This is a genomic window from Ancylobacter sp. IITR112, assembly GCF_041415945.1.
GTDB lineage: Bacteria > Pseudomonadota > Alphaproteobacteria > Rhizobiales > Xanthobacteraceae > Ancylobacter.
The window spans coordinates 3,026,099-3,037,332 of record NZ_JBGCUS010000001.1 but is presented as its reverse complement, the minus strand read 5'-3'; the positions used below and the strand labels follow the sequence as shown (position 1 = coordinate 3,037,332).

The following is an 11,234-nucleotide window of genomic DNA, read 5'->3' as shown; positions in this document are numbered from 1 at the left end:
CTTGGCGTGATGTAAGTCCCCTTCACATGAGCTGGTCCCGGAACGGCGGAGAATCGCGCGGCTACCATCACGGCAACCTTCGGGAAGCCTTGATGAAGGCGGCGCTTGAGCTGATCGCGGAGAAGGGCACCGCCGGCGCCACTTTCGCCGAGGCGGCGCGCCGCGCTGGCGTCTCTCCGGCCGCGCCGTACCGGCATTTCCGCGACCGCGACGATCTGCTGGCGGCGGTGGCGGCTGACGGTTTCGAGCGTTTCACCAAGGCGCTGGAAGCGGGCTGGAACGAGGGGCGCCCGAGCCCGGCGGAAGCCTATGAGCGCCTCGGCCGCGCCTATCTCGCCTTTGCCCGCGAGCATCCCGCCGACTATGTCGCCATGTTCGAATCAGGCCTGCGCAACGAGGCCTTTCCGGCGCTGGATCAGGCCAGCCAGCGCGCTTTCGGCGTGCTGCGCGAGGCGGCGGATGTGCTGGTCGCCTCCATGCCGGCCGGGGTGCGCCCGCCGGCGCTGATGGTGGCGCTGCACACCTGGGCGCTGGCGCATGGCGTGGCCTCGCTGTTCGGCCGGGCCGACGGCGCCCGCCGCAAGCTGCCGATGGAACCGGACGATCTGCTGGAAGCGGCCTTCCTCGTCTATCTCAAGGGCCTCGGCGCGGAGGGCTGAGCGGCGCGTTTCACCCCTCGGCGGTGGCGTTGACCTCGATGGCGGCGCCGGCGCCGCGGCAGAACAGCAGGATGTCGTCCGGCTTGTTCTCTGGCGTCAGGATTACCGGGCGTTCCGCCGTCTCCGCCAGCCCGCGCATGAACCGGGCCAGTGCCTGCCAGTCTTCCGGCTCGCAGACATCGGCGGGATCGAGGTCGAACTCGATATCGTCGCTGCGGAAGAAGTGAAGATGGATGGCGACCTCGCCCGCGTTCCAGCGCAGGCTGGGGCTTGCGCGCTTCCAGATCGCGAACACATCTTCGATACGCTTGGGCATCACCGCCGGCTCGCCGTCAATATCGAAGAGCGGGGGCGGATCGAGCGAGCGCAGGCTGTCGAGCACGGCCTGCCAGCCGTCCGGGCCGGCATCGAGCACATAGATATCGCGCAGCGCGCCATCGGGCTCGAACAGCGCGGCAACTTCGGACCAGTCGGGAATCAGTGGCGTCATCGGGGCGTCCTTTACCTCTAAATCCCGCAGGCCGCGCCCATTGACAACAGGGGGGCGGATTTCTATCTATGTAAATGTGATTAACATTAACCCGAGCGGGCATGGTGCCCGCCGGGGTTTGACCCAGGAGCGGTACGCCCATGGAGCTCGCACAGAAGCTCGACAGTTACGGCAAGCCGGCCTGGATCGCGCTCACGGTACTGGGCTTCATGGCCTGGTGGCCTCTGGGTCTTGCGGTCCTGGCCTTCACGATAGGGAGTGGACGGATGTTTTGTGGTGGCAAGCGCGGCTTCGGCCGCTGGCAGGAAGAAGGCGCGGAAGCTGTCCGCAATTTCGGCAGCCGCTTCGGCGGCGGGTTCCCCTCCAGCGGCAACCGCGCTTTCGACGAATACCGCCAGGAGACGCTGCGCCGGCTGGAAGAGGAACAGAAGGATTTCCGTTCCTTCCTCGACCGCCTGCGCCAGGCCAAGGACAAGGCGGAGTTCGACCAGTTCATGGCCGACCGCCGCAACCGCCCGGCCGCCCCGACCGCTCCGGTGGGCGAAGGCCAGGGCTGAGCGGGCACGCCCCCGAAGGCTGATGCCTTGGGCCTGACCGCCCATCAATGGCCTGAGGCGAGGCGGACCGTTTCCCCCGACGAGGCCTTGCCGACAGACCGCGCGCCGCGCCCCTGCATGCAGGAGGCGCGGCGTTGTTTTGAGCATTTGCCGGCATGCCGCTTTCGCCGGCATTTTATGGCGTGCGTCCGCCATTGCCTTTGTTCACAAGAGCCGCGCCCTCGTTTATGAGGGCGGCATGAACGAGCGTCCCGATCCCCTCTCGCCCGAAAACCTGAAGGCCGACCCCTTCCTGCATCTGGCAGGGAAGCTGGTGCCGGGCGGGCATGTGCTCCCCGTTCGGGTCTATTATGAGGACACGGATTTCTCCGGCATCGTCTATCACGCCAACTATCTGAAATTCATGGAGCGCGCCCGTTCCGACCATCTGCGGCTCATCGGCGTGGTGCAGGGCGAATTGTTCGGCGAGGCGCTGGCCGAGGCGCCGGGCTTTGCCTTTGTCGTCCGCTCCATGGAACTGCAATTCGTTCGCCCCGCGCGTATCGACGACGTGCTGGAGGTCCACACCAGCCCGGTGGAGGTCGCCGGCGCCTCCATCACTCTCGCCCAGAAAGTGAAGCGCGGCGAGGAACTCCTGGTCGAGGGTAAGGTGAAAGTGGCCTTCGTCGCGCAGGGCCGCGCCCGCCGCATTCCCGACGCGCTGCGCGCAGCGATGAAACTGGCGCTGGAGCAGGCACCGCAGCCCTGAATCATCCGGTAGTCATGCACCCTTTTGGTTGTTGCAATGCGGCAACGCTAACGCCGTATTAACCCTAATAGGGTCTGGTAGCGCGCGGCTGCGGACGTGGGCCGGCCCTGATCGCCCAAGTTTGGACAGACTCGGTCGGTTGATGTCGGTCGCGTTCCCTAGAAGCAGCCATGCAGGGCCTTCGCTGCTGTCGCAGCGGATGCAGGCAGCGGTGCGACCTCTAACGAGCTGGCAGGATTGGCTTGATGACGCTGAAGAAGCTCCTAATCGCGGTGATGCTGGTTTTTGCGGCACCCGTCTCGCTTGCCATCGCCCAGAATGCGCCCGCCCCGGTGACTGCCGCGCCGACCGCCCAGGTGGACGGGCAGGCCGTCGCCGCCCCTCCCGGCGCCATGGCCGCGCCCGCCGGCGCCGGCATGGGCAGCGCCGACCTGTCGCTGATCGGCCTGTTTCTTCAGGCACACTTCATTGTGAAGCTGGTGATGGCCGGCCTCGTGCTCGCCTCGGTGTGGGTGTGGGCGATCATCATCGACAAGACTATCCTGTTCGGCCGCATGAAGCGGCAGATGGACCGGTTCGAGACCACCTTCTGGTCCGGCCAGAGCCTTGAGGAGCTCTATCGCTCCCTCTCGTCTCGGCCCAATCACGCCATGGCGGCGATCTTCGTCGCGGCGATGCGCGAGTGGAAGCGCTCCTATGAAGGCGGCGCGCGCTCGCTTTCCGGCCTCACCCAGCGGCTGGACAAGGTGATGAACGTCACCATCGCCCGCGAAGTGGAGCGGCTGGAGAGCCGGCTGCTGGTGCTGGCCACCGTCGGCTCGGCCGGCCCGTTCATCGGCCTGTTCGGCACGGTGTGGGGCATCATGACCTCGTTCCAGTCGATCGCGGCGTCGAAGAATACCAGCCTCGCCGTGGTGGCGCCGGGCATCGCAGAAGCCCTGTTCGCGACGGCAATCGGCCTCATCGCCGCCATTCCCGCGACGATTTTCTATAACAAGTTCATCTCGCAGGTGAACCGGCAGGCGGCACGGCTGGAGGGCTTCGCGGACGAGTTCTCCGCCATTCTGTCGCGCCAGATCGACGAGCGGGGCTGATCACATGGGCATGTCCGCAGGAGGAGCGGGGGGCGGCTGGCACTCGCGGCGTTCGCGCCGGCGGGGCGGCGGTGCCGTCATGTCCGAAATCAACGTCACGCCGATGGTCGACGTGATGCTGGTTCTGCTCATCATTTTCATGGTCGCCGCGCCCATGCTCACCATGGGCGTGCCGCTCGACCTGCCGCAGACCGAAGCCAAGGCGGTGCCGCAGGAGAACGAGCCCCTGGTGATCAACATCACCAAGGACGGCAAGATCTTCCTGCAGGAAACCGAAATCCCGGTTGATGAGCTGGTGCCCAAGCTGCAGGCAATCGGCAAGGCCGGCTATGAGGAACGCATCTTCGTGCGCGCCGACAAGAGCCTCGACTATGGCTCGGTGATGCGGGTGATGGGCCGCCTGTCCGGCGCCGGTTTCAAGCGCGTCGCGCTCGTCTCCGAAGTCGAGCAGGGAGGCTGATGCATGAAGGCGGGCTTCCTCTCCTCGACGGTCATTCACGTCGGCATTATCGGCTTCATGGCGGTCTCCTTCGCGTCACCCTCGCCCTATGAGGTGACGCCGGCCGAATCCATGCCGATCGACATCATTTCCGACGCCGAAATGTCGAAAATGATGGCCGGCAAGAAGGACGGGCCGAAAGAGGCGCCCAAGCCCGTCGTCGAGAAGAAGTCCGATACGCCCAAGCAGGCGGAAAATCTCGATTCCAAGGTATCGGAAAAGCCCGAAGTGAAGGCCGCCAACGAGCCTTCCGCCCCGCCGCCGCCGCCCCCTCCGCCGCCGCAGGCGAAACCCGCCGAGCCCAAGCCCCCGGCCGCGCAGGCGGAATCAAAGCCCGCGCCGCCGCCCCCGCAGGATGCGGAAGCGCTCGCCGCCAAGCCGCCCGAGCCGCCGAAGGACCAGCCCAAGCCGCAGGAGCAGGCGCAGGCGACCCCGCCGCCGCCCAAGCCGCCGCAGAAGCCGAAGAACATTCCGCCCAAGGTCGCGCAGGAACCCGCCCCCGAGCGCGACTTCAACCCGAACCAGATCGCCGCCCTGCTGAACAAGCAGGATCCGCGGCGCATGGCGGCGCTCGGCGAGACGATCAACAACTCCGCCTCGCTCGGCGCCTCCACCGGCACGGCGACCTCGCTGTCGCAGACCGAGATCGACGCGCTGCGCGCCTATATTGCGCGCTTCTGGCGGTTGCCGGCCGGCGCCGTGGACGCGGCGCAGGTGACGGTGGTGTTCAAGATCGTGCTGAGCCCTGACCGCCGGCTTGTCGGTGCCCCGCAACTCGTCGAGGTGCAGGGGGCGGGCAATCCCTATGCGCCGGTGGTGCGGGAGACAGCCCAGCGCGCGCTTTACGAGATCGCCAACCAGCCCAATCCGTTCCCGATGCTGCGTGCCGACCGTTACGACACGTGGAAGGAACTTGAGCTGGGGTTCAACCCGGCCATGCTTCATTGATGCATTTTTTCGAGGTGACCAGAATGTCGCGGCGTTTTTCCCTGGAAGCCAACGGCCTTGTCGGCCGCCGCTCGGTTCTCGCCGGAATGGCGGCCCTCGGCGGCGCCGGGCTTGGCGGGGCGGTGCTCGCGCCTGGCCTCGCGCAGGCGGCGGTGCGCCTCGACATCACCTCCGGCACGGTGCAGCCGCTTCCCATCGCCATCACCGATTTCGTCGGCGGCGGCAGCCCGCAGGACATCGAGGCGGGCAAGGGGGTGACGCAGATCATCTCCGCCGATCTGCGCCGCTCCGGCCTGTTTGCGCCGATCGACCCGGCCGCCTTCGTCGAGAAGATCACCAACCCGGATGCGTCGCCGCGCTTCCAGGACTGGCGGGTCATCAACGCGCAGGCGCTCGTCACCGGCCGCATCACCCGCCAGCCCGACGGGCGCGTGAAGGCGGAGTTCCGCCTGTGGGACGTGTTCGCCGGCCAGCAACTGATCGGCCAGCAATATTTCACCCAGCCGGAGAACTGGCGCCGCGTCGCCCATATCATCGCCGATGCGATCTATGAGCGCCTGACCGGCGAGAAGGGCTATTTCGACACCCGCATCGTCTTCGTCGATGAAAGCGGGCCGAAGGAGAAGCGCATCAAGCGCCTGGCCATCATGGACCAGGATGGCGCCAATGTGACCTATCTCACGCGCGGCGACGACCTCGTGCTGACACCCCGCTTCTCGCCGACCAGCCAGGAAATCACCTATATGAGCTATGGCCGCGGCGAGCCGCGCGTCTACCTGCTCAACATCGAGAACGGCCAGCGCGAAGTCGTCGGCAACTTCCCCAATATGAGCTTTTCGCCGCGCTTCGCGCCGGACGGGCAGCGGGTGATCCTGAGCCTGCAGCAGGGAGCGGATTCCAACATCTTCGTGATGGACCTGCGCTCCAAGGCGACGACGCGGCTGACCGACACCGCCGCCATCGACACCGCCCCGTGCTATTCGCCGGACGGCTCGCAAATCTGCTTCGAGAGCGACCGCGGCGGCGGCTCGCAAATCTACATCATGAATCCGGACGGTTCGAATCAGCACCGCATCTCGTTCGGCGACGGGCGCTATTCCACCCCCGTCTGGTCGCCGCGCGGCGATGTGATCGCCTTCACCAAGCAGGCGCAGGGGCGTTTCGCCATCGGCCTGATGCGGCCGGACGGTTCGGGCGAGCGCATCCTGACCGAGGGCTATCACAATGAAGGGCCGACCTTCGCCCCGAATGGCCGGGTTATCATGTTCTTCCGCGACGCCGGGGGCAGCGGCGGGCCGCAGCTCTATACGGTCGACATCACCGGCTATAATGAGCAGCGCGTGCCGACACCCAGCTATGCGTCCGATCCGGCATGGTCGCCCTTGCGCTCCTGAGCGGGCTCTGTCAGGGAACGATTAACCATAAGCGGCAGTTTAAGCTTTGGCCGCGAAATGAACGCAATTCAGCAAGGTTCTGTAAAGCACGACAGAACATTGATGGACGGCAGAAACCAGTGGGCACGTCAGTCGGGAAGTCAGGAGTCAGCGGAATGATCCGTATGTTGCGCCATCTGGGCGGCGCGCGCGTCGCCTTCATCGTCGGTTTCGCGATGCTCGCGGCCGCCTGTGCCAAGAACCCGATGGACGGCGCCGGTGCGGCGCTCGGCTCGGCCCCTCCCGGCAGCCCGCAGGAGTTCATCGTCTCCGTTGGCGACCGCGTGTTCTTCGAGAGTGACCAGACGAGCCTGACCCCGCAGGCGCAGGCGACCCTCGACAAGCAGGCGCAGTGGCTGAACCACTATGCCAAGTACACTTTCACCATCGAAGGCCATGCCGACGAACGCGGTACACGCGAATACAACATCGCGCTCGGCGCCCGCCGTGCCCAGAGCGTGCGCGACTACCTCGTGCAGCGCGGCGTGGCGGCGAACCGCATGCGCACCATCTCCTATGGCAAGGAGCGCCCGGTCGCGGTGTGCAACGACATCTCCTGCTGGTCGCAGAACCGCCGCGCTGTGACGGTGCTGAACGCCGCCGGCAGCTAATCGCCGCTTCTGAACCTGTGTCCTGACCCGGCTCGCCCAGCGGGCCGGGTTTGGCATTTCAAGGGGCGGGCGGCCGACCAACGGTGACCGTGGGTCAAACTTTGGACGCGATCCGCCCCGTATGCTCCAATGGAAAGCGCGTCGCCTCCCGCTGCCGCTCACCCATTCCAGTGCATGGCCATGATGACCGTCCGCTCGCTCCGCCCCGCCGCTCTTCTCCTCGTTGCCACCCTCGCCGCCTCGTCGTTTCCCCACGAGGCGGCGCGGGCGCAAGCGGACAACAATTTCTTCGGCAATCTCTTCAAGCCGCCGGGACAGGTGCGCGGCGGCAACCAGCCCGCCGAGGCGGTGGAGGAGGCCGACAGCCTCGTTACCCGCATCGACCGGCTGGAGAATCAGCTCCGCCAGATGACCGGGCAGATCGAGCAGTTGCAGTACCAGAACCAGCAGCTCGAACAGCAGGTGCGTATGCTGCAGGGGGGCGCCGCTGCCGCTCCGGGCGCCGCGTCCTCGGCGGCCCCTGGCCGGCGTGCGGATGTGTTCGATCCCTCCTCCCAGGCCGGTGCGCCGGGCGCGCCGCGTCCGCTCGGCACCACGGCGCCGTCCGGCCCCTCCGGCGCGCCGATGGATCTCGGCACGCTGTCGGGTTCGGCGGCAGGTGGTGGCGCCGCGCCGGCCGGCACCACGCCGCGCGAACTGTTCGATTCCGGCTTCGGCGCGCTGCAGCGGCAGGATTATGCCGGGGCGGGGCAGACCTTCGAGCAGTTCGTCCGGCTCTATCCCACTGACCGCGCGACGCCGGACGCCTATTACTGGCTGGGCGAAAGCCAGTATCTGCGCAAATCCTACAAGGAGGCGGCGCAGAATTTCCTCAAGGTCTCGACCGACTATCCCAATGCGGTGAAGGCGCCCGACGCCCTGCTGCGGCTCGGCCAGTCGCTCGCCGCAATCGGCGAGAAGGATGCCGCCTGCGCGACGCTGAACGCGGTCGGCAACAAGTATCCGCGCGCCTCCGCCACCGTGAAGCAGGGGGTGGAGCGTGAGCAGAAGCGCGCCGGCTGCTGACGCCGCGTCCGGGCCGGGCACGCCCTGCCCGAGCGGGGACGCACTGGCCGGGCTGTTCGCCGCTTTCAATGCTCATGCCCGCGTGCTGCTGGCCGTTTCCGGCGGGCCGGATTCGACCGCACTGATGCTGCTGGCCCAGCGCTGGCAGACTGCGTTCCACCCCGCCACCCGGCTGCATGTCGCCACGGTCGACCATGGGCTGCGGGCCGAAGCGCGGGACGAGGCGCAGGCGGTGGGGGCGCTGGCAGAGCGCCTCGGCCTCCCCCACGCCATTCTCGACCTGCCCGTGCCGCTGCCCGGCACAGGGCTGCAGGAAGCGGCACGTCATGCGCGCTATGAGGCGCTGGCGGCGCATGCGCGGGTGATTGGCGCCGATGCTCTGGCCACCGGCCATACGTTGGACGACCAGGCCGAGACGGTGCTGTTCCGCCTGCTGCGCGGTTCCGGCCTTGGCGGACTTGCCGGCATTCCCGCCGCCCGCCCGCTGGGGTCGCTCACGCTGCTGCGCCCGCTGCTTGGCTGGCCGAAGGCGGAGTTGGTCGCGCTTTGCCGAGCCGCGAACATTGATTTCTGCGAAGACCCGTCGAACAGCAATCCACGCTTCGCCCGCGCCCGGCTGCGGGCGCTGCTTCCGGTGCTGGCGGCGGAGGGGGGCGATGCGGCAACCTTCGGGCGCCTCGCCCAGCGCCTGGCACGGGCGGAGGCCGCACTTGAAGCGGCGACGGACGCGGCCGCCGCCAGGCTCGGCCCGGTGGAGGCTGGGACAGGCGCCGTTTCCTTTCCCCGGCCAGGGCTTGCCGCGCTGCCCGAGGAGATCGCCCTGCGTCTCATGGACCGGGCACTGGCAGCCTTCGCTACCGGCCCGGTGGAACTCGGCAAGCTGGAAGCGCTGATGGGCTGGATTGCCGCTCTTCCCCCGGCGGGCCACGGCGCCCGCACCCTCGCGGGAGCGCTGGTGCGGGTCAACCGGCAGAGGGTCACGGTGACGCGGGCGCCCGCCCGCCGCGCCGCCGGTTCCGCCCATTGACGCCGATTTGCGCGGAAGGTCGCAGTCGCCTCAGCCACAACATCTTGGCAATCCCCCCCGCGCCACCTAAATTACGGAGCGAAAAGGGAGGGCCGCCAGCGCCGGCGGTACCTGCGCGTCGGTGAGATCCGGCGCCGAAAGGGACATGATGAACGCCAATATCAGGAATTTCGCCCTCTGGGTGATCATCGTTCTTCTTCTTCTGGCGTTGTTTTCGCTGTTCCAGAATCCGGCGCAGCGTCAGGCGACGAACGATGTCAGCTTCTCGCAGCTGTTGAACGATGTCGATCAGGGCCGCGTGCGCGACGTGGTGATCCAGGGTCCGGAGATCACCGGCACCTTCACCGATGGCCGCACCTTCCAGACCTATGCGCCCAACGATCCCACGCTGGTGCAGCGTCTCTACGGCAAGGGCGTGTCGATCACCGCCAAGCCGCTGACCGACAATGTGCCGTGGTTCGTCAGCCTGCTGATCTCGTGGCTGCCCTTCATCGCGCTGATCGGCGTGTGGATTTTCCTCTCTCGCCAGATGCAGGGCGGAGCCGGTGGCAAGGCCATGGGCTTCGGCAAGAGCCGCGCCAAGCTGCTGACCGAGGCGCATGGCCGCGTGACCTTCGAGGACGTGGCCGGCATTGACGAGGCCAAGAGCGATCTCACCGAGATTGTCGACTTTCTGCGCGACCCGCAGAAGTTCCAGCGCCTCGGCGGCCGCATTCCGCGGGGCGTGCTGCTGGTCGGCCCTCCCGGCACCGGTAAGACGCTGCTCGCCCGCGCCATCGCCGGCGAGGCGAATGTGCCGTTCTTCACCATTTCCGGTTCAGACTTCGTCGAGATGTTCGTCGGCGTCGGCGCCAGCCGTGTGCGCGACATGTTCGAACAGGCGAAGAAGAACGCGCCCTGCATCATCTTCATCGACGAAATCGACGCGGTCGGCCGCCATCGCGGCGCCGGCCTCGGCGGTGGCAATGATGAACGCGAGCAGACGCTGAACCAGCTTCTGGTCGAGATGGACGGGTTTGAGGCCAATGAGGGCATCATCCTCATCGCCGCCACCAACCGCCCCGACGTGCTCGATCCCGCTCTGCTGCGTCCCGGCCGCTTCGACCGTCAGGTTGTGGTGCCAAACCCGGACGTGGTCGGCCGCGAGCAGATTCTCAAGGTTCATGCCCGCAAGGTGCCGGTGGCGCCGGACGTGAACCTGAAGGTCATTGCCCGCGGCACGCCCGGCTTCTCCGGTGCGGATCTTGCCAACCTCTGCAACGAAGCCGCCCTCATGGCCGCGCGCCGCAACAAGCGCATGGTGACGATGAGCGACTTCGAGGACGCCAAGGACAAGGTGATGATGGGGGCGGAGCGCCGCTCGCTCGTCATGACCGAGGACGAGAAGCTGCTCACCGCCTATCACGAGGGCGGCCACGCCATCGTTGCGCTGAAAGTGCCGGCGACCGATCCCGTGCACAAGGCGACGATCATCCCGCGTGGCCGCGCGCTCGGCATGGTGATGCAACTGCCTGAGCGCGACAAGCTCTCCATGTCCTATGAGCAGATGACCTCGCGCCTCGCCATCATGATGGGCGGACGTGTCGCCGAGGAATTGATCTTCGGCCATGACAAGGTGACCTCCGGCGCCGCCTCCGACATCGAGCAGGCCACCCGTCTCGCCCGCATGATGGTCACGCGCTGGGGCTTCTCGGACAAGCTCGGTCAGGTCGCCTATGGCGAGAACAATGACGAGGTGTTCCTCGGCATGTCGATGCAGCGCCAGCAGAATGTCTCGGAGGCAACGGCGCAGACGATCGACAGCGAAGTCCGCCGCCTGGTCGACGAGGGCTATGCCGAGGCGACTCGCATCCTGACCGAGAACAAGGACCAGTTGGAGACGCTGGCCCGCGGTCTGCTGGAATATGAGACGCTGTCCGGCGACGAGATCATCGGCCTGCTCGATGGCAACGCGCCGGTGCGCGACACCACGATCGAGCCCGCCAATACGCGCGGTTCCGTGGTGCCGAGCGCCGGCAAGAATCGGCCGCCGCGACCGGATGCCGGGATGGAGCCGCAGCCGCAGGCCTGACGCTGATCGGTGCTGCTCTGGGAGCCGAAAGG

12 protein-coding genes are annotated in these 11,234 nt (G+C 67.0%); 11 read left to right on the top strand and 1 reads right to left on the bottom strand.

The genetic code is table 11. From position 1 onward, the window contains the following. Window positions 1-26 precede the first annotated feature (26 nt). On the top strand, window positions 27-659 hold the full coding sequence (locus tag AAC979_RS14475; RefSeq protein WP_371347575.1) for a TetR/AcrR family transcriptional regulator: 633 nt from the start codon (window positions 27-29) through the stop codon (window positions 657-659). A 10-nt stretch (window positions 660-669) separates the two neighbouring features. On the opposite strand, the gene AAC979_RS14470 is transcribed toward AAC979_RS14475, so the two are convergent. Further along, entirely contained in the window at window positions 670-1,149 is a 480-nt protein-coding gene (locus AAC979_RS14470; RefSeq protein ID WP_371347574.1) for a hypothetical protein, read from the bottom strand. Between the two features lie 140 nt (window positions 1,150-1,289). On the opposite strand from AAC979_RS14470, the gene AAC979_RS14465 reads away from it, so the two are divergent. The 10 genes from AAC979_RS14465 (at window position 1,290) to ftsH (ending at window position 11,202) form a co-directional block, all read left to right on the top strand. After that, the gene (locus tag AAC979_RS14465) at window positions 1,290-1,706 is read left to right on the top strand and encodes a DUF2852 domain-containing protein (RefSeq protein ID WP_371347573.1); all 417 of its coding nucleotides are present in this window, start codon (window positions 1,290-1,292) and stop codon (window positions 1,704-1,706) included. A gap of 238 nt (window positions 1,707-1,944) precedes the next feature. After that, window positions 1,945-2,454, top strand: a complete 510-nt coding sequence (gene ybgC, locus AAC979_RS14460; RefSeq protein WP_371347572.1) for a tol-pal system-associated acyl-CoA thioesterase — start codon at window positions 1,945-1,947, stop codon at window positions 2,452-2,454. Window positions 2,455-2,846: 392 nt separating this feature from the next. Continuing rightward, entirely contained in the window at window positions 2,847-3,548 is a 702-nt protein-coding gene (gene tolQ / locus AAC979_RS14455) for a protein TolQ (protein ID WP_371349065.1), read from the top strand. 4 nt (window positions 3,549-3,552) lie between these two features. Next, window positions 3,553-4,008: a protein TolR gene (tolR, locus tag AAC979_RS14450; protein WP_371347571.1), complete on the top strand. Its 456-nt coding sequence runs from the start codon at window positions 3,553-3,555 to the stop codon at window positions 4,006-4,008. Window positions 4,009-4,011: 3 nt separating this feature from the next. Beyond that, window positions 4,012-4,995, top strand: coding sequence for a cell envelope biogenesis protein TolA (locus AAC979_RS14445; protein WP_371347570.1), 984 nt, complete (start codon window positions 4,012-4,014; stop codon window positions 4,993-4,995). A gap of 86 nt (window positions 4,996-5,081) precedes the next feature. Then, complete coding sequence (gene tolB / locus AAC979_RS14440) at window positions 5,082-6,389, top strand: Tol-Pal system beta propeller repeat protein TolB (RefSeq protein ID WP_371349064.1); 1,308 nt, start codon at window positions 5,082-5,084, stop codon at window positions 6,387-6,389. A gap of 155 nt (window positions 6,390-6,544) precedes the next feature. After that, window positions 6,545-7,039, top strand: a complete 495-nt coding sequence (gene pal, locus AAC979_RS14435) for a peptidoglycan-associated lipoprotein Pal (RefSeq protein WP_371347569.1) — start codon at window positions 6,545-6,547, stop codon at window positions 7,037-7,039. A 180-nt stretch (window positions 7,040-7,219) separates the two neighbouring features. Next, complete coding sequence (ybgF, locus tag AAC979_RS14430; RefSeq protein WP_371347568.1) at window positions 7,220-8,104, top strand: tol-pal system protein YbgF; 885 nt, start codon at window positions 7,220-7,222, stop codon at window positions 8,102-8,104. After that, on the top strand, window positions 8,079-9,131 hold the full coding sequence (tilS, locus tag AAC979_RS14425; protein WP_371347567.1) for a tRNA lysidine(34) synthetase TilS: 1,053 nt from the start codon (window positions 8,079-8,081) through the stop codon (window positions 9,129-9,131). Before ybgF ends, tilS begins: the two co-directional genes overlap by 26 nt. A 148-nt stretch (window positions 9,132-9,279) precedes the next feature. Continuing rightward, a complete protein-coding gene (gene ftsH, locus AAC979_RS14420) occupies window positions 9,280-11,202 on the top strand; it encodes an ATP-dependent zinc metalloprotease FtsH (protein ID WP_371349063.1) in 1,923 nt (640 codons plus the stop codon). Window positions 11,203-11,234: the final 32 nt, after the last annotated feature.

Bases quoted from the DNA above. Each gene is read 5' to 3' on its own strand.
- AAC979_RS14475 (WP_371347575.1), top strand. From the start codon at position 27: ATGAGCTGGTCCCGGAACGGCGGAGAATCGCGCGGCTACCATCACGGC.
- AAC979_RS14470 (WP_371347574.1), bottom strand. From the start codon at position 1,149: ATGACGCCACTGATTCCCGACTGGTCCGAAGTTGCCGCGCTGTTCGAG.
- AAC979_RS14465 (WP_371347573.1), top strand. From the start codon at position 1,290: ATGGAGCTCGCACAGAAGCTCGACAGTTACGGCAAGCCGGCCTGGATC.
- ybgC (WP_371347572.1), top strand. From the start codon at position 1,945: ATGAACGAGCGTCCCGATCCCCTCTCGCCCGAAAACCTGAAGGCCGAC.
- tolQ (WP_371349065.1), top strand. From the start codon at position 2,847: ATGGCCGCGCCCGCCGGCGCCGGCATGGGCAGCGCCGACCTGTCGCTG.
- tolR (WP_371347571.1), top strand. From the start codon at position 3,553: ATGGGCATGTCCGCAGGAGGAGCGGGGGGCGGCTGGCACTCGCGGCGT.
- AAC979_RS14445 (WP_371347570.1), top strand. From the start codon at position 4,012: ATGAAGGCGGGCTTCCTCTCCTCGACGGTCATTCACGTCGGCATTATC.
- tolB (WP_371349064.1), top strand. From the start codon at position 5,082: ATGGCGGCCCTCGGCGGCGCCGGGCTTGGCGGGGCGGTGCTCGCGCCT.
- pal (WP_371347569.1), top strand. From the start codon at position 6,545: ATGATCCGTATGTTGCGCCATCTGGGCGGCGCGCGCGTCGCCTTCATC.
- ybgF (WP_371347568.1), top strand. From the start codon at position 7,220: ATGATGACCGTCCGCTCGCTCCGCCCCGCCGCTCTTCTCCTCGTTGCC.
- ftsH (WP_371349063.1), top strand. From the start codon at position 9,280: ATGAACGCCAATATCAGGAATTTCGCCCTCTGGGTGATCATCGTTCTT.